General features: G+C 72.4%; 13 protein-coding genes and 1 pseudogene. 8 read left to right on the top strand and 6 right to left on the bottom strand.

Annotated features, from left to right (window positions below; translation table 11 throughout):
* Positions 1 to 47: 47 nt before the first annotated feature.
* The 5 genes and pseudogenes from LIV37_RS11950 to LIV37_RS11930 form a co-directional block, all read right to left on the bottom strand.
* Positions 48 to 1,052, bottom strand: a complete 1,005-nt coding sequence (locus LIV37_RS11950; protein WP_121825575.1) for a Ppx/GppA phosphatase family protein — start codon at positions 1,050 to 1,052, stop codon at positions 48 to 50.
* A 122-nt stretch (positions 1,053 to 1,174) separates the two neighbouring features.
* Positions 1,175 to 1,366 (bottom strand): CDGSH iron-sulfur domain-containing protein, encoded by a 192-nt coding sequence (locus LIV37_RS11945; RefSeq protein ID WP_121826092.1) that lies wholly within the window; start codon positions 1,364 to 1,366, stop codon positions 1,175 to 1,177.
* 19 nt (positions 1,367 to 1,385) lie between these two features.
* Positions 1,386 to 2,039, bottom strand: a complete 654-nt coding sequence (locus tag LIV37_RS11940; protein ID WP_121825576.1) for a HemK2/MTQ2 family protein methyltransferase — start codon at positions 2,037 to 2,039, stop codon at positions 1,386 to 1,388.
* Positions 2,040 to 2,094: 55 nt separating this feature from the next.
* Complete coding sequence (locus LIV37_RS11935) at positions 2,095 to 4,134, bottom strand: CocE/NonD family hydrolase (protein WP_020867372.1); 2,040 nt, start codon at positions 4,132 to 4,134, stop codon at positions 2,095 to 2,097.
* A gap of 62 nt (positions 4,135 to 4,196) precedes the next feature.
* A pseudogene (locus LIV37_RS11930) lies at positions 4,197 to 5,137 on the bottom strand (ATP-grasp domain-containing protein); the annotation flags it as partial.
* Between the two features lie 144 nt (positions 5,138 to 5,281).
* On the opposite strand from LIV37_RS11930, the gene LIV37_RS11925 reads away from it, so the two are divergent.
* The 7 genes from LIV37_RS11925 (at position 5,282) to LIV37_RS11895 (ending at position 16,462) form a co-directional block, all read left to right on the top strand.
* Positions 5,282 to 7,570 (top strand): serine/threonine-protein kinase, encoded by a 2,289-nt coding sequence (locus LIV37_RS11925; RefSeq protein WP_121825577.1) that lies wholly within the window; start codon positions 5,282 to 5,284, stop codon positions 7,568 to 7,570.
* A 227-nt stretch (positions 7,571 to 7,797) separates the two neighbouring features.
* Positions 7,798 to 8,607, top strand: a complete 810-nt coding sequence (locus LIV37_RS11920) for an alpha/beta fold hydrolase (protein ID WP_243146356.1) — start codon at positions 7,798 to 7,800, stop codon at positions 8,605 to 8,607.
* 23 nt (positions 8,608 to 8,630) lie between these two features.
* On the top strand, positions 8,631 to 9,446 hold the full coding sequence (locus tag LIV37_RS11915; protein WP_020867366.1) for a MerR family transcriptional regulator: 816 nt from the start codon (positions 8,631 to 8,633) through the stop codon (positions 9,444 to 9,446).
* Between the two features lie 10 nt (positions 9,447 to 9,456).
* Positions 9,457 to 10,218: a class I SAM-dependent methyltransferase gene (locus tag LIV37_RS11910; RefSeq protein ID WP_020867365.1), complete on the top strand. Its 762-nt coding sequence runs from the start codon at positions 9,457 to 9,459 to the stop codon at positions 10,216 to 10,218.
* 109 nt (positions 10,219 to 10,327) lie between these two features.
* Positions 10,328 to 12,130 carry a thiamine pyrophosphate-requiring protein gene (locus LIV37_RS11905; RefSeq protein WP_020867364.1) on the top strand — a complete coding sequence of 601 codons (1,803 nt, stop codon included), beginning with the start codon at positions 10,328 to 10,330 and terminating at the stop codon, positions 12,128 to 12,130.
* 20 nt (positions 12,131 to 12,150) lie between these two features.
* Entirely contained in the window at positions 12,151 to 15,318 is a 3,168-nt protein-coding gene (locus LIV37_RS11900; protein ID WP_121825578.1) for an FAD-binding and (Fe-S)-binding domain-containing protein, read from the top strand.
* A gap of 10 nt (positions 15,319 to 15,328) precedes the next feature.
* Entirely contained in the window at positions 15,329 to 16,462 is a 1,134-nt protein-coding gene (locus tag LIV37_RS11895) for an enolase C-terminal domain-like protein (protein ID WP_243146357.1), read from the top strand.
* A gap of 26 nt (positions 16,463 to 16,488) precedes the next feature.
* Here LIV37_RS11895 and LIV37_RS52505 read toward each other — a convergent pair whose 3' ends face one another.
* Entirely contained in the window at positions 16,489 to 16,782 is a 294-nt protein-coding gene (locus tag LIV37_RS52505) for a universal stress protein (protein WP_420834369.1), read from the bottom strand.
* A gap of 125 nt (positions 16,783 to 16,907) precedes the next feature.
* Here LIV37_RS52505 and LIV37_RS11880 point away from each other — a divergent pair, with 125 nt between their 5' ends.
* Positions 16,908 to 18,146 (top strand): Acg family FMN-binding oxidoreductase, encoded by a 1,239-nt coding sequence (locus tag LIV37_RS11880; protein WP_338119170.1) that lies wholly within the window; start codon positions 16,908 to 16,910, stop codon positions 18,144 to 18,146.
* Positions 18,147 to 18,195 lie beyond the last annotated feature (49 nt).

Below are 18,195 nucleotides of genomic sequence, written 5' to 3'. Positions count from 1 at the left end.
GTTCGCGCTTCTTCGTCGCGGTGCGCTCCCCCGGCCCTCCGGCCAGGTTACGCCTCCTGGGGGAGCGCGCGGATCGCGCGCGGTGTGGGCACGAACGGCGTGGTCGTGAACTCCGGATGTTCGCCCTCGAGGCGGGAGAGATGGTCGAGCAGAACGCCCTCGCGCAAGGCCCATGGGCAGATGGTGAGTCGTTTCACCGCCATGACTTCCATGACGGCCTCCGCGACGATGGCACCGGCCAGGCACTGATGCGCCCTGGAGGCGGAGATTCCGCGCAGCTTCGCCCGCTGCCGGTCCGTTTTGCCCGCGAGCCGTGACACCCAGGGCACCAGCTCCTTACGGCTGAGACTGTGGACCGTGGGCAGACCCTTGCCGGGCTGCGGGGTTCCGGCGAGGCGGGCCAGCTGGGCGAACGTCCTGGACGTGGCGACGCAGGAGAGGGGCGCGGGCTGTGCGCGCAGTTCGGCGGTGCCCTGGCCGAGGGTGGCGCGTACGTGCCGGCGCAACGCCTTGACGTCCCGCTTCCGCACCGGCGTGGCATCGGGCAGATGGTGGCGGGTGAGCCGGTCGGCGCCCAGCGGCAGGGAGATGGCGAGAGCGGGGTCCGTACCGCTTCCGCAGGCGATCTCCAGGGAGCCGCCGCCGATGTCGAGGAGCAGTATCCGCCCCGCCGACCAGCCGAGCCAGCCGCGCGCCGCCCTGAACGTCAGCCGTGCCTCCTCCACGCCGCTCATGAAACCCACCCGGATACCGGTGGCGGCCTCGATCTCGTCGAGCACCGCGTCCCGGTTGGTCGCGTCCCGCACCGCCGAGGTGGCGAAGGGGATCAGGCGGTCGACGTGGTGGGCGGACGCGGCCGCGGCACTCGCGGTGACGGCGGCGACCAGGGACCGGATCGCCTCGCGGGGGATCACCCCCTGGCGATCGGTCGCGTCGGCCAGGCGGACCGGCTGTTTCCACGAGACCACCGGCTCCGGGGGTCTGCCCGGGAAAAGGTCGGCGATCTTGAGATGGACGGTACGGGATCCGATGTCGAGCACTCCACAGCGCATCCGTGATGAGTGCCCCACCTGACATATTCCAGACGTCGGATGATCGCGCGCCGTCCGGAGACCGGGCGGCGTTCCGTACTTCCGAGCGCGCATATGAGCATACGTCCGGGCCCGCTACGGAGCTACTGCTCCGGGCCCGCTCCGCGCCGTGACCTCGGCGGTCTGCGGCGGTGGCTGGTGTCGCACCACGGGTAGCGCGCGCTGCGGCCGCACAGGCACACGGCCGCCGTGAAGCGGTCGGAGCGCACCACGCTGCCATCGGGCAGCGTGACCTCGACCGGTCCCTCGATCAGCATCGGGCCGTCGGTCCCCATCCGCACGCCCACCGTGTGATCACACTTGTCGTTCGGCACGGATCACCACCAGCTCTTCCTTCGTCTCGCCCGGGGGGATCAGCCCATGGGCCTCCAGCCAGGGGGCCTGCTCGCGCAGCACCGGCCCGAAGGGGATCGTGCGGCGGTCGGCCACGGTCGCCCGCAGCCCCGCCCCCGCCAACCGCTCCACCGTACGATCCGGGCCGCACAGCGCAGAGTGCACCAGGAGCAGCACTCCGCCGGGGCGCAGCAGGGGAGGCGCGTCGCGGCAGATCCGGTCGACCACCGCCCGCCCGTCGGCACCGGCCCGCCAGGCCACGCCACGGCCCCGGCGGATCCGCCGCCCCGCCAACGGCACATACGGCGGATTGGCGACGATGAGATCGAATCTGTTGTCGGCGACCGGGGTCAGCAGATCGCCCTGGAGGACACGCACCGGCAGCCCTTTGAGGCGGGCGCGCAGCCATGTGGCGCCCACGGCGAGCGGTGAGACATCGACCGCGGTCACCTGGGCCGCGCCGCGTCCGGCCGCGGCGAGCGCCAGGGCCCCGCTGCCGGTCCCCACGTCCAGCACCGCCGTCTCGGCCGTGATGTCCTCCCGCAGCAGGGCCTCGGACAACAGCCATGTGTCGTCCTGCGGGGCGTACACGCCTGGAGGCGTTTTGAACACCATCAGCGGCGAGTACCCCCGGCAGAGCGTGACGTGCGCGTGCGATGTCCGGGAAGAGTCACAGGCCGTCCCGGGGCAGCGTCTCGTTCCAGGTGCGCGAGAAGACCCGCCGGTCGCCCTCGTAGCCGTCCAGCGTGGCGTCCACGAAGAACTCCGTTTCGCTTGAGCGCAGCACCGTGCTCGTCACCACCCGCACATCCCAGTCGTCGCGGTGGAAACGCATGGTCCAGGTCGACTCGCCACCGACCGAGCCGAAGTCGTCCGCGACCGCCGTGTAGCGCTCGTACGCCCGGCGGCCGACGTCCAGCCCGATGTCGTCGAAGCGCAGGGTGCCCGCGTCCTTGACGATCTCCAACTCGGACCGGTAGCCGACCAGATCGCGCTTGACGTCCCAGCGCTCCTCGTGGGGCGTGATCCGGGTGGTGGCGGCGGGCGGCGTGCCCTCGGGCTCCCCGAACGGGCGCTGGGGCCGGTCCTCGCCCGCGGAGGTCCGGCGCAGCGGCAGCGTGAGGGCGCTGTCGGCCTCGTACACGGTCAGCAGCGCCGGCCGGGGCGGGGGCCAGGCGAGCGGCCAGTACGACGTGGACAGCGACAACCGGATGCGGTGACCGGGCGGGAACGCCTGGGCCACGCCATTGAGCCGCACCCGGGCGCGGTAGCGCCGGCCGGGCTCCAGGGGTTCGGGGTCGCCGACGGTCTCGCGGTGGGCGATGTTGAGCAGACCGTAGGTGACCCGGGTGGCGCGGCCGTCCGGAGCCACGTCGGAGAGCCGGGCGGCGACCATGGCGACCGGTTCACTGGCCGACAGCTCCAGCTCGACGGAGGGCGAGCCGAGGATCTCCACCCGCTCGGTGAGCGGATCGGTCTGGAACACGAGCGAACCGCCGTCCTCCTCCCGCTGGTCGTACGGCAGATCCGGAGGCGCGTTGTACGAGGCCCACTTGCCCGCGAACTGGCCGACGGACAGCGGAGACTGGACGGTCAGCGGCTCGCCCCGCGCCTCCTGGCCGGGAGGTGTGTCACCGGGGTCGGCGATGCGATATCCGGTGAGCGGGTGCACCACCGGCTCGACGTTGGGGGAGGGCCACCGGGGCTCGGCGATCCAGCGGCCGGGGCGCTCCTCGTAGGAGGTGGACGGTGGCACGCTGTCCTGCATCCACGTCCACAGCATGGGCCCGTCCATGACGCCGTTGTCCACGCCCTTCAGCCAGTGGTCCCACCACCGCACCACCTCCTGGAGGTAGCCGATGGCCGGACCCGGCTCGCCCAGGTGCGGATACTTGTGCGACCACGGCCCGATCAGGCCCTTGCGCGGTACGTCCAGATTGCCGAGCAGCCGGGTCACGGCGTTGGAGTAGCCGTCCGCCCAGCCGCTGGAGGCCAGCACGGGGCACCGCACGGCCTGGTAGTCCTCGCACACCGAGGCGTGCCGCCAGTAGTCGTCGCGGCGCTGGTGGCGCAGCCACTCCAGCACCCAGGGGCGGGCGTTCTCCAGCCGCTCGTGCCACATCCCGCGCCAGCGCTCGCCGACCACCGCCGGGTCCGGCGGGCAGGTGGCGTAGGCGAACATGGTGCCCGCCTCGGCGAGGTTGTCGGACAGCAGCGCACCGCCCATGTAGTGCATGTCATCGGCGTACCGGTCGTCGGTGAAGGAGGCGATGACGATGGCGCGCAGGCTCGGTGGCCGCCGGGCGGCCACCTGAAGGGCGGCGAAGGCGCCCCAGGAGATGCCCATCATGCCGGTGGCGCCGTCGCACCAGGGCCGCTCGGCCAGCCACGCCAGGATCTCCTCGGCGTCCGTCTGCTCCTGCCCCAGGTATTCGTCCGTCAGCACCCCCTCCGACTCCCCGGTGCCCCGCAGGTCGACGCGGACACAGGCGTAGCCGTGACCGGCGATGTAGGGGTGGTGGACGGAGTCGCGCACGGAGGTCAGATCCCGTTTGCGGTAGGGGATGTACTCCAGCACCGCGGGCACCGGCTCCTCGTCCGAGGACGTGGGACGCCAGACGCGCGCCGACAGGCGAACGCCGTCGGACATGGGGATGGTGATGTGTTCCTCTTCCTCCGTGGCGCACGGCAGATTGCTCACGAGCCGCATGGGCCGACATGCTCCTTCCCTGGTGGCGGTCGGGGCGGCTGGGCGGTCGGGCCGGTCGGGGCTCAGCCGTGCTGCTCCCGCCGGGCGCCCGGGGCGCCGGCGTCGAAGAGCAGGTTCAGGGCGGCGACACAGCGGTCGTACTTCTCGCGCAGGTCCTCCTCGCTGTCCCCGCCGGTGAAGATGTGCGCGAGTTCGAAGCTGTAGCTGTCCTGCTGTTCCATCTGCGACAGCCGCTGGCCCTCCTCGGGCACCACATCGATCCGTACGCCCGGGATCTCGCGCTCGATGCGCTCGATCTCCTCGTCGACGGGGGCGTCATGGACCACACCGTCGGCGAACCACCGGTAGTACCACTTGGCGGCCATCGCGTAGGGGCCCTCGCGGTACGCAGGGCGGGGTCCTCGCCGAGGGCGAGGCTGAGCATGCAGTGGTGGTTGGGCACACCGTCGACGTAGGCGAAGAGTTCGGCGTGCGACTGGGAGTGCCGGGGGTTGATCTCCAGGAGGTTGATCTCGTCCGTGGCGGCGTCGTAGAAGTACTCGATGCTGAACGTCGCCCCGTCCACGCCGATCTGCCGCATCACCCGCCGCGAGACGTCATGCAGCCGCCGGATCACGGGCTCGGGCAGCGCGGAGGGGTACTGGTGGCGCAGGAAGGACGAGCTGTCGGGGTAGTCGATGGAGTCCAGCACCCCGTAGACGGTGACCTCGCCCCGGTGGACATAGCCCTCCACGGCGACCTGCACCCCGCTCAGCGCCTCCTCCGCGAGGCACACCTGACCGCCGACACCCTCCATCTCCGGCGGTAGCCCGAGCCGTTCGAGGACGGCGTCGAAGGGCTTCCCGACGCGGCCGATGCCCTCACGGATCCGGTCCACCGCGGTACGGAACTCCTCCTCGTCCTTGACCGAGAAGGCCAGTTCCGAGGAGTACGCGAGGGCCGGCTTGAGCCACATCGGGAAGCGGACGCCCTCCGGCGGCCGCGGGTCCCGCGCCTCCAGATCCTCCTGAGTACCCGCATGCGGGCCGCCAACCCTGACGGGGCATCCGATGCGGGGACGACCTGCGAGTGGGGGAGCTGTTACGGGGTGGTGGGTTCGTTTACGCTGTCGCTCGCTCGAACGGCGAGAGACGGGGTGACGGGGAGCATGTCCCGACCGGACCATGACCATGGTCGATTGGCGGTTCCACCCGTTGGGGCGGGACAGCGACCGGGGTGGCCGACGGCTCCGCCACCACACCGCCCCCTGGGGGCCACTGATCCCGCCACGGCCGGTCCGTACCGGCTGGAGGCGGTGCTGGGCGCCGGGGGAATGGGCCGCGTCTACCTGGCGCGTACACCGGCCGGCAGCGCGGTGGCGGTCAAGGTCGTCCACCGCGAATACGCGGGCGACGCGTCGTTCCGCAAGCGCTTCGAGCAGGAAGTGGCCGCGGCCCGGCGCGTCCAGGGTCTCTACACGGTGCCGGTCGTGGACGCGGATCTGCGGGCCGAAGAGCCCTGGCTGGCCACGGCGTACGTACCCGGGCCGTCCCTTCAGCACGCGGTCGCCGAGAGCGGGCCGCTGTCGGCCGACGCGGCGCTGGGGCTGATCGCCAGGGTGGCCGAGGCCCTGCAGTCCATCCACGCCGCCGATGTGATCCACCGCGATCTGAAGCCCTCGAACATCATCCTCACCTGCGAGGGACCGAAGGTCATCGACTTCGGTATCGCCCGGGCGGCCGATGTCACCGCGGTGACCGCCACCGGGATGCGCACCGGAACGCCCGCCTACATGGCGCCCGAATACATCAGGGGGCGGGACGTCACCGAGGCCGGTGATGTGTTCGCCCTCGGTGTGATCGCCGGTTTCGCCGCCACCGGACGGCTCGCCTTCGGCGGCGGCTCCGACCACAGCGTCGTCTACCGCATCCTGGAGCAGGATCCCGACCTCGACGGCTGCCCCGAGCCCCTGCGGGCCATCGCCGCCCACTGCCTGGAGAAGGACCCGGCGCGGCGGCCGACCCCGGCCCAGGTCATCGAGCGGTGCGGCCGGGTCGACACGACGGGCGTCGCGGACGCCGTCGCCGACGCCCACACCCGCACCGTGGTGTCGCCGTCGGGGCCCGGGCGCGTGCCCCCAGGTCCGCGGGGCACCCCGGGCTCGCCCAGCCCTTCCGGCTCGCCCGACGCCGAGACACGCACATCACGGTCGCCGCGCGGGTCCGGGCCCGCCGCCCCCGTACCGCCGCCGTCCGCTCCGGCCGCGCACGACCCGGCGCGTGGCGGCGCCCCCGGCGGCCCCGCGACCCCATTGGACCCCGACACCTCGCCGAACCCGCCGGTCCCGGACCCGCTCACCACACCCGCCCCGGGGCTGCCCGTCCTGATCGGCGGGGTCGGGATCCTCGTCCTCGCCGTCGTCCTGATCGCCGTCTACCTCCCCGGCTCTTCCCCAGACCGCGGCCCCAGCCTCCCCTACCGCTCGATCGGGCCCATGGCCTCCCTCGGCCCCACCGGCCAGGCCGGGACGGCCGAGGGCCTGGCGTTCAGCCCGGACGGCAAGACGCTCGCCACCGGCAACTCCGAGGGGAGGGTGCGGCTGTGGGATGTCGCCGGCCGTAAGCCACGCACCACCTTCACGGGACCCGACAGCGGGTTCCAGACCCGCGAGGTGACGTTCAGCCCCGACGGCAAGACCCTCGCCGCCACCAATATGACCGGCTGGCTGGCCATGTGGGACGTGGCCAAGCACCGGCAGATTCGCCTCCTCGACGGCGTCAACGGCGGCGAAAGGGTGGCCTTCAGCCCGGATGGCAAGCTGTTCTCCACCGGCACTCAGTCCGGTTCGGTGTTCCTGTGGGACATCAACAGCCGCAAGAAGGACGAGATACTCGCCTACTACAACCAGGAGGCCAAAGTCACGGGCGTGGCCTTCAGTCCGGACGGCCGGACGCTGGCCTCCGCGAGCGACGACTCCGAAAGCAACCTCAGCCCGAAACACTCGGTGCGGCTGTGGGACGTGGCACACCGCGATCCGGAACCTTACGGCCAGGGCGATCCACGGGTCACCATCTCCCCCGCGCAAGGAGTCCTGAGCCTCGCGTTCAGCCCGGACGGCAAGACGATCGCCACCGGCAGCTACGACGGCAAGGTGCGGCTGTGGGATGCGAAGACCGGCCATCAGCGAGCCACCCTCAGCGACTCCCTCGTCGCGTCGGAGGTCAACCACCTGGCGTTCAGCCCGGACGGCAAGACGCTCGCGGTCCCCTCCGAATACGGAATGCTGCTGTGGAACGTGGCCACCCGCAAACCACGCGCCATCCTGTCGAGCGGCGCGGAGGGGGCGGCCAATGTGATGCAGGAGGTCGTCTTCAGCAAGGACGGACGGCTCATCGCGGGCAACGACAGCGAGCACCGCAGGGTGTACCTGTGGAAGAACCCGTACCGGGCGCGCTAGGGGGTGTCCGGCGGTACGCGTACGCATGCGGCGGGCCGCGCGGCGGAGCCGCATATCGGTGCTTCCCCCTCCCCGCCCCTTCCCTCAACTGGGGCTCTGCCCCGGACCCCGGGATCCAGGGGCGGAGCCCTGCCGCGCGCCGACCACCCCGTGGAGCGCGCTCTCCGTGGTGCGGGCCGCCGCGGCGGTTGACCCTGACGCAGGGGCAGCCTCGCAGCATGGTCGGCATGACGACGACGCGGCACTTCACGGTCCACCACGACGGTGTCACGATCCCGGTGTCCCGGAGCGGCCGGGGACGGCCGCTGGTCCTGTGTCCCGGCCTCAACTCCACCCGGGCCGATCTGCACGAGCTGATCGAGCTCCTGCGGCGCGACCACGACGTGGTGACCTTCGACCTCCGGGGCCATGGCCTCGCCTCGGCCGCCGACCGGTACTCCTTCGACGCGTTTCGGAGCGATCTCTTCGCCGTGCTGGCGGAGTCGGGACGCCTCGGCCCGCCCTCGCCGCCCGTGCTCGTGGGCTACTCGCTGGGCGCGGACCTCGCCGTGCACTACGCCGCCGAGTGCCCTGAGGCCGTCGCCGGGCTCGTCCTCATCGACGGGGCGAACCCGCTGCCCGAACCGTTCATCACCGACGCCGACCTGCCGGAGTTCCGGGCGATGGCGGAGGACCCGGCCATGTGGCGGGAGATCGAGCGGGCCAGGGGCACCGCGCATCAGGTGTTGCTCGGCCCGCGGGACATCCTCGGTCTGCAGCTCGAGATGGATGTGGTGCGGGCCGGAATCCTCGACCGGTACCGGAAGGTCGACCGCCCGATCCACATGATCATGTCGGCCGCGATCGCGGGCGACGGCACCGAGGGGCGTGCGCCCCGGCACAACCGGCTCTGGCGCGCGGGCATCGACCGGCTTGTACACGAGCGGCCGGACACCTCCGTGACCTGGCTCGACACCGGCCACCGGCTGGTCTTCACCCACGCCAGGGAGATCGCGGAGATCATCCGGCGCCACCCGGCCGACGAGGTGGCTCCATAGGCGACTTCCAGGAGACTGGTCCGATGCTGACCATCGGCGAGCTGGCGTCGTACGCCGGAGTGACGGTGCGCGCGGTGCGGCACTACCACGCCAAGGGGCTGCTGCCCGAGCCGGAGCGGGACCACTCCGGCTATCGGCGGTACGGCGCCGAGGCCGTCGTCGAGCTGATCAGGATCCGGACCCTCGCCGAGGCCGGGGTGCCGCTGGCGCGCGTACGGGAGCTGCTCCGGGCCGGTGAGGAGGAGTTCGCCGCGGCGGTCGCGGAGATCGACCAGCGGCTGCGGGCGGAGATCCGGGAGCGGCAGCGGCACCGTGAGCGGATCGCCCGCCTCGCCGCCGGGGACAGCCTGGCGCTGCCCCCGGAGGTGGTGGAGTTTCTCGACCGGCTGCGGGCGCTCGGGGTCGACGAGCGGATCGTCCGGGTGGAGCGCGACGGCTGGATCCCGCTGGCCGCGCACGCACCCGAGCGGGTCCCGGAGTGGCTGGCGCGCAAGCGGGAGCAGATCGCCGACCCGCGGTTCATCGGCTTCTACCGCACCCTGGGCCGGGCGCTCGACCGCGCCGACGGCGATCCCCGGCTGGACGGGCTGGCCGACGAGCTGGCCGTCTACCTCACGGGGATGGCCGAGGAGCGGGGCGAGGACTACATCGACGACGCCGAGATCGACCCACCGCTGGTCAGGGTGATGGACACCCTCGCGTTCGACACCATGCCGTCGGCCCGCCGGCTGATCGAGCTGCTGAGGCAGCGGGGCTGGACCGGCTGGACCAAGGTCGGGCGCGTCGACCGGGGCGCGGCCGGACCGCGGGGGGCTCGGCAGAAGGGGCCGGACGAGTGAGGATGGGCGCATGACCGCCACCTCGCGTGCCCATTCGTTCAACGCGGCCGCCGCCCAGTACGGCGCGAACCGCCCCTCCTACCCGCCCGCCCTCTTCGACGCCGTCGAGGAGCTCGCCGGACACCCCCTCGCGGGCGCACGCGTCGCCGACGTCGGCGCGGGCACCGGAATCGCCACCGCCGTCCTGCGCGACCGCGGCGCCGATGTGATCGCCGTCGAGCCGGGCGCGGGCATGGCGGCCCAGTTCCGCCGGACGCTTCCGGACGCGCCGATCGTCCGGGGCGACGGCAACGCCCTGCCCCTCGCCGACGCCTCCCGCGACCTGATCACGTATGCGCAGTCCTGGCACTGGACCGACACCGAACGGTCCGTTCCGGAGGCGCTGCGCGTGCTGCGCCCGGGTGGCGCGCTGGCGGTCTGGTGGAACACCACCGCCTTCGACGTGCCGTGGATCGCCGCCCAGGCCGAGCGGGTCGCGGCCCACTCCGGTATGACGTCGACCCCCCGGGTGCGTCCCGACGACAGCCACGCCGTCCGGCTCGCGGGGCTCTCCGGTCTCCGCGTCACCCGCCGCCATGTGCGCTGGAGCCGCGTGGTCTCCCTCGACACCCACCTGGCCAACATCACCAGCCACTCGGCGTTCCTCGTCCTCGGCGAGGCCGGCACCCAGGCGTTTCTCACGGCCGAGCGCGGTCGGCTGCGCGAGCTCTTCCCGGACGAGCAGGTGGAGGAGACCTACCTGGTGGACCTGTTCGTGGCCGCCCGTCCCTGACCGGCGCCCGGGTGCCCCGCCCGGCCACGCCCCGTGCGCGCCACGTTTACCGGCCCGGTCCACGGCTACTCCTGTGAGGTGCTTCATGCAGCACTACCGAGGAGGTGCCGTGGCTCAGGTATCGGATTTCGTGCTGGCTCGGCTGCGCGAGTGGGGGGTGGCGCGGGTCTTCGGCTATCCGGGGGACGGGATCAACGGTCTGCTCGGGGCGTTCGACCGGGCCACGGGGGACCCCGAGTTCATCCAGGTCCGGCACGAGGAGATGGCCGCGTTCATGGCCTGCGGCCACGCCAAGTTCACCGGCGAGGTCGGAGTCTGCGCCGCCACCTCGGGGCCGGGCGCCGTCCACCTGCTCAACGGTCTGTACGACGCCAAGCTGGACCACCAGCCGGTGGTCGCCATCGTGGGCCAGCAGAAGCGGCTCAGCCTCGGCACCCACTACCAGCAGGAGATCCACCTGGACCGGCTGTTCGCCGACGTCTCCGAGTACTGCGAGATGGTCACCCACCCGGGCCAGGCACGGCATGTCATCGACCGCGCCTTCAAGACCGCGCTGACCACGCGCGGCGTGGCGACGATCGTGATCCCCAACGACATCCAGGAGGAGGACGCCCAGCCCTCCCCGCCCAAAGCGCACGGATCGGTGTTCTCCAGCGTGGGCTGGAGCCGTCCCCGCGTCCTGCCCGACCCCGATGAGCTCCGCCGTGCCGCCGATGTCCTCAACGAGGGCGAGAGGGTCGCCATCCTCGTCGGCCAGGGCGCGGCCGATGCCGCGGGCGAGGTGGTCGGAGTGGCCGAGCTGCTGGGTGCCGGGGTGGCCAAGGCGCTGCTGGGCCGGGATGTCCTCCCCGACGACCTGCCCTATGTGACCGGGCCGATCGGTCTGCTGGGCAGCACCGCAAGCGACAAGATGATCAAGGAGTGCGACACCCTCTTCCTGATCGGCACCAGCTTTCCGTACTCCGAGTGGCTGCCGGACGAGGGGCAGGCGCGCGGCGTCGAGATCGACATCGACGGCCGCATGATCGGTATGCGCTACCCCATGGACGCCCATCTGGTGGGCGATGCGAAGGAGACCCTCAAGGCGCTCCTCCCGCTGCTGCGGCGCAAGGAGAAGCGGAGCTGGCGGAAGAAGGTCGAGAAGGATGTGCGGGAGTGGCTCACCATCTGCGACACCTGGGCCGGCCAGCACTTCGGGGACACCATCAACCCCCAGTCGGTGGCCGCGGAGCTCTCCTCGCGGCTGCCGGACCGGGCGATCCTCACCGCCGACTCCGGATCGGCCACCAACTGGTGGGCGCGCCATCTGAAGCTGCGCGACGGAATGGACGCCTCGCTCTCCGGGACGCTGGCCACCATGGGCCCCGGGGTGCCGTACGCGATCGCGGCGCGTTTCGCCCATCCCACCCGCCCGGTGATCGCCTTCGTGGGGGACGGCGCCTTCCAGATGAACGGCATGAACGAGATGATCACCGTCAAGCGCTATATGGACCGGCTGGCGGGCGGCCCGCCGCTCGTCTTCTGCGTCTTCAACAACCAGGACCTCAACCAGGTCACCTGGGAGCAGCGCGCCATGGCCGGGGACCCGAAGTACCCCGCCTCCCAGGTCATCCCCGACGTCCCCTACGGGGCGTACGCCGAACTGCTGGGGCTGCGGGGGATCCGCTGCGAGTCCCCGAAGAAGGTCGGCAGGGCCTGGGACGAGGCGCTGGCCAGTGACCGCCCGGTCGTCCTGGAGTTCATGGTCGACCAGGAGATCGCCCCGATCCCGCCCCATCTCATGGTCCCCATGGCGAAGAAGACCGTGAAGGCCGCGCTGCACGACCCCGAGCTGGCCGGGATCGCCCACCGGGGCATCCGGCAGAAGGTAGCCCAGTACGCCGAACGCCTGCCGGGACGCGGGCACGCCTGACGGAAAGGGGGAAGCGCGGCATGCGTACCGCGAGCGGACTGGAGGGGGCACTGCGTGCGGAGGTGGACGCCGAGGTCAGGTTTGACGCGGGCAGCCGGGGCGCGTACGCCACGGACGGCTCCAACTACCGTCAGGTGCCCATCGGCGTCGTCGTCCCGCGCAGTGTGACGGCCGGGGCGCGGGCGGTGGAGGTGTGCGCCCGCTTCGGCGCGCCCGTGTCGTCCCGGGGCGGCGGCACCAGCCTGGCCGGTCAGTGCACCAACACCGCCGTGGTGATCGACTGGAGCAAGTACTGCCACGCCCTGGTCTCGGTGGATCCCGAGGCGCGCACCTGTGTGGTGGAGCCGGGGCTGGTGCTGGACGAGCTCAACCGCCAACTGGACGGCTACAAGCTGCAGTTCGGGCCGAAGCCGTCCACGCACAGCCACTGCGCCCTGGGCGGCATGATCGGCAACAACTCGTGCGGCGCCTCGGCGCAGGCGTACGGCAAGACCGTGGACAACGTGCGCCGCCTGGAGGTCCTCACCTACGACGGCGTGCGCATGTGGGTGGGGCCGACGTCCAAGGCCGAGCGGGCGCGGATCGCGGCGGAGGGTGGCCGCCGGGCCGAGATCTACGACGGGCTGGACCGCGTCGTCGGCGAGTACCTCGCGGACATCCGGCGCGGCTACCCGAAGATCCCGCGCCGGGTCTCCGGCTACAACCTGGACTCGCTGCTGCCGGAGAACGGCTTCGACGTGGCCCGGGCCCTGGTGGGCAGCGAGGGCACGCTGGTGACGGTGATCCGCGCCGAAGTGGATCTGGTGCCGGTGCCCCCGTACCAGTCGCTGCTGGTGCTCGGCTACGACGACATCTGTACCGCCGCCGACGATGTGCCCCGGCTCCTGGAGCACTGCACACCCGGCGAACTGGAGGCGCTCGACGGGCGGATGGCCCAGCTGATGCGCGAGGAGCACGCGTATCTCGAATCCCTCAACTCCCTCCCCGAGGGAGGCAGTTGGCTGATGGTGCAGTTCAGCGGGGACACCCAGGAGGGCGTCGACGAGCAGGCGCACGCGCTGCTGCGCTCGGTGGGGCGGGACGAGAAGGACGCCACGGTGGCCTTCTCCGACGACCCCCGGCGCGAGCAGCGGATGCTCAGGGCCCGTGAGGCGGGCCTCGGGGTGACCGCGCGCCCGCCGGACGACCGGGAGACCTGGGAGGGCTGGGAGGACTCCGCCGTCCCGCCCGAGAGCCTGGGGGACTATCTGCGCGATCTCAAAGACCTGTTCGCGGAGTTCGGCTACGACCATCCGTCGCTGTACGGCCACTTCGGGCAGGGCTGTGTGCACACCCGCATCCCGTTCGGGATGAAGACCGCGGACGGCGTGGCCGACTTCCGCCGCTTCCTGGAACGCGCCGCAGACCTGGTGGTCTCGTACGGCGGCTCGCTGTCCGGCGAGCACGGGGACGGGCAGGCGCGGGGCGAACTGCTCACCCGCATGTTCGGCGAGCGCCTGGTGACCGCGTTCGGCGAGGTGAAGGCGGTGTTCGACCCGGAGAACCGGATGAACCCCGGCAAGGTCACCGGCCCGAATCCTGGGAAGGCCACCGGCCCGAGCCCCGGCAAGGCCACCGGCCCCAGCAAGGCCACCGGCCCCGGCAAGGCCACCGGAACGGGCACGGCCACCGGCCCGAATCCGGTCGACGGTCAGCTGCGCCTGGGCCCGGGGTGGCGGCCGGCCGCTCCCGACACACACTTCGGCTACCCCGACGACGAGCACTCCTTCACCCGCGCGGTCATGCGCTGTGTCGGCATCGGCAACTGCCGCGGCCACCACGGCGCCGTGATGTGCCCGTCGTACCGGGCCACCAACGAGGAGGAGCACTCCACCCGCGGCCGGGCCCGGCTGCTGTTCGAGATGCTCGACGGCCACCCGGACTCCGCCGTCACCGACGGCTGGCGCTCGACCGAGGTCCGTGACGCCCTGGACCTGTGCCTGGCGTGCAAGGGCTGCAAGTCCGACTGCCCGACCGGTGTCGACATGGCGACGCTCAAGGCCGAGTTCCTCGCCCACCACTACGCGGGCCGCCCGCGTCCGGCGGCGCACTACTCCATGGGCTGGCTGCCGGTGTGGGCCCGGCTGTCCCGTATCGCGCCCTCACTGGTCAACACCGTGGCCCGGGCGCCGGGCGTGGCCGGTCTCGGCAAGCGGCTGGCCGGGGTGGACGGCGCGCGCCAGGCACCGGTGTTCGCACCGCGGTCCTTCCTCCAGTGGTGGCGCGCCCGCGGCGCCGAGGAGCCGGACCCGGCCGACCCGCGGACCGTGGTGGTGTGGCCCGACACCTTCAGCACCTACTTCCACCCCTCGGTCGCCATCTCGGCCGTCCGGGTGCTGGAGGACGCCGGCTTCCGGGTCGCCGTACCGACCGAGCCCGTGTGCTGCGGTCTGACCTGGATCTCCACCGGGCAACTGGCCACGGCGAAGAAGGTGTTGCGGCGTACGCTGCGGATGCTGCGGCCCTACCTCGAGGCGGGCACTCCGGTCATCGGCCTCGAACCCTCCTGCACCGCCGTGTTCCGGGCCGACGCACCCGAACTGATGCCCGCCGACCAGGACGTGGAGCGGCTGGCCGGGCAGTTCCGCACCTTCGCCGAACACCTCGTCCACCACGCCCCCGACGGATGGCGGCCACCCGCGCTCAGCCGGCAGGCCGTCGTCCAGACCCACTGCCACCAGCACGCCATCATGAAGGACGGCCCGGACCGCGAACTGATGCGCCGAGCCCACCTCGTCACCGACGTCCTGGACGAGGGCTGCTGCGGTCTGGCCGGGAACTTCGGCTTCGAGCGCGGCCACCACGAGGTCTCGATGGCCGTCGCGGAACAGGGCGTGCTGCCCGCCGTGCGCGCGGCCGCCCCCGGCAGCCTGCTGCTCGCGGACGGCTTCAGCTGCCGCACCCAGATCGAGCAGGGCGACACCGGCCGCGGGGCCCTCCACCTGGCCGAGGCGCTGGCCCTGGGCCTCGACACCACCCTGCCCAGCGAGCGGCCCGAACGCCTGGCACAGCGCGCGGACCCGCCCTCGCGCGCGGCCCGCTGGGCGACCACCGCCGGTGCCGCCGCCCTCACGGCGACGGCGGTGGCGGGGGCCGCGGCGGGGGTCGGCCGTGCCGCCTCGCGGCGCACGCGCCGCGGGGGAAGGTGACCGCACGGTGGTGACGGATCGGGTCGTGGCAGGAGGCGCGGGCGAGTACGTCGTGGACGGGGTGGACAGCGCCGTCTACACGGTGCCCACCGACGCCCCCGAAGCCGACGCCACCCTCGGCTGGGACAGCACCACCCTCGTCCTCGCCACCGTCCGGTGCGGCCGGGTCACCGGACTCGGCTACACCTACGCCCCCGCCGCCACGGCCCTGGTCGTCGACGATCTGCTCGCCGACGTGGTCACCGGCACCCCGGCCCTCGATGTGCCACGCGCGAACGAGGCCATGCACCGCGCCGTGCGCAACGCCGGACTGCCCGGCGTGGCCGCCCAGGCCATCGCCGCCGTGGACATCGCCCTGTGGGACTGCAAGGCCCGCCTGCTCGACCTGCCCCTCGTCCACCTCCTGGGCAGGGCGCGGGACGAGGTGCCCGTCTACGGCAGCGGCGGCTTCACCACGTACGACGCCGGGCACCAGGACCGGCAACTGCGCGGCTGGACCGAGGAAGAGGGCATTCCCCGCGTCAAAATCAAGATCGGCGAGTCCTGGGGGCGGTGCGAGGACCGCGACCGGGAACGTGTCGCCGAGGCCCGTACGAGCATCGGCGACACCGCCGCCCTGTACGTGGACGCCAACGGCGGCTACGCCGCCAAACAGGCCGTACGCATGGCCGGCCCGCTCGCCGACCACGGTGTGACCTGGTTCGAGGAACCCGTCTCCGCCGACCACCTCACCACGCTCGCCACCGTCCGCGACCGGGTCCCCATGGAGGTCACGGCCGGTGAATACGGCTACACCCTGCCCTACTTCGCACAACTGCTCGCCGCCGGTGCCGTGGACTGCCTCCAGGCCGATGTCACCCGCTGCGGCGGCATCACCGTCTGGCTGCGCGCCGCCGCCCTCGCCCACGGCCAGGGCCTTCAGATCTCCGGCCACTGCGCCCCGCACGCCCACGCCCACGCCGCCGCGTCCGTGCCCAACCTGCGCCACCTGGAGTGGTTCCACGACCATGTGCGCGTCGAGCGCCTGCTGTTCGACGGCGCCCTCGCGCCCGACGGCGGCGGCCTCACCCCGGGCCACGACGGAGCGCCCGGGCTGGGGCTCACCCTGAACGGCGAGCGGGCCCGGCCGTATCGGGTGGCCTGAGCCGTACGGCACGACGCCGGGCGCGCTCACTCATGCGGGACGACGGCGACCGGGCAGCTCGCGTGGTGCACCGCCGCCTGCACCACGGCCCCCAGGCGTGGCCCCAGCGCGGGCGGGTGCTTCCGCCGTCCGACCATCAGCAGATCGCTGTCGGCCGCGGCCCGGACGACGGCCCGGGCCGGGCTTTCCAGCCGGACCTCGTCGATTCGCACACCCGCGGTGGGCCGGCCGGTGTTTCCGCCGCGGAGCCCGACTCCCTCGTCGAGCCCGGCTCCGCCACCGAGCCTGCCAGCTCGCCCGCGCCGCCGGATGAGCCTCATGGCTCCCTCTCCCGGCCACTCGGCCCACCACGGGGCCATCCGGCCCCTCGGCCGAGGGCGTTCCGCCCCCAGGACACCGCTCACCGGCGGTGTCACAGTGGACGACGTCAGGCAGGAGAGGCGGGATGTCGATGCGTGCCCATGTCGGCGACCAGCTGATTGTCGAAAGCCCCACCAGCGGTGCCACCAAACGGGACGGTGAGATCGTCGGACTCCACCATGACGACGGGACACCTCCCTATGACGTGCGGTGGTCGGACACCGACCAGATCACCCTTGTGTTCCCCGGACCGGACGCACACATTCACCCCATCGGGGACGAACCGGGACGGCGATGGGAGGAGACGGGCCACCGCGGCTCCGCGACGACACACCGCGGCGCCCGTTCGCTCTCCGAAGCGGTGGTCATGTCGCTGGTGGAAGACGCCACGGCGGCGCCCTCGATGCACAACGCCCAGCCCTGGCGGTTCCAGTACTCCCGGCGCAGCCGCGTGTTCCGTCTCAGGGCCGACCTGCGGGGCGCCCTGCCGCACACCGACCCCGAACTCCGCGCCCTGCACATCGCCTGTGGCGCCGCCCTGATGAACCTGCGGGTCGCGGTGGCCCACGAGGGCTGGGAGGCGCAGACCCGGCCACTGCCCGACCCCGCCGACCCGATGCTGCTGGCCTCCGTGACACTGACCCGCCCGCTCGGCGACGAGGCCGATCCGGCCGCCCTGTACCCGGCCGTGCGCACCCGGCACACCAGCCGGTACCCCTTCGCCGAGACCGAGATCCCCCCATCGGTGCGGACGGCCCTGGTCGACGCCGCAGACCGGGAGCAGGTCTCGCTGTCCTTCGCCTCCGACTGGCATCTGCGGTCCGTGGTGGACCTGGCGCTGGAGGGCGAGGCCCGCAACCTCACCGACGCGGGCGTCGCCGCGGACCTGGCCCGCTTCACCCGCGCCACGGACGACGCACGGCCGGCCACCGAAGGGGTCCCGGAGTACGCCTTCGGGCCCCGCCGCCGGGTCGGCAACGCTCCCATGCGCGACTTCGCGGGTGGCAAGTCCATCCCCGGCCGCCCGACCGCCGACTTCGAGACCTTCCCCCATCTGGTGTTGCTGAGCACCTCCCGCAACCGTCCCGTGGACTGGCTGCGCACCGGCCAGGCGGTCGAGCGGCTTCTGTTGCGGGCAACGCTGGAGGGGCTGTCCGCCTCGTTCGTCACCCAGGCCCTGGAATGGCAGGACCTGCGCTGGCCGCTGCGCGACCCGATGTCGGGCATGGCCTACGTACAGATGGTGCTGCGGCTCGGATACGGCCCTCCGGGCACACAGACCCCCAGACGGCCGGTCCACGACGTGCTGGACATCGAACCGTAGCCCCGGCCGCGACGGCCCGCCGCGAAATCCGTTGTGAAGACCCCTGCCC

This window comes from Streptomyces rapamycinicus NRRL 5491 (assembly GCF_024298965.1).
Lineage (GTDB): Bacteria > Actinomycetota > Actinomycetes > Streptomycetales > Streptomycetaceae > Streptomyces > Streptomyces rapamycinicus.
This window is presented reverse-complemented; position numbering and strand designations above follow the sequence as displayed.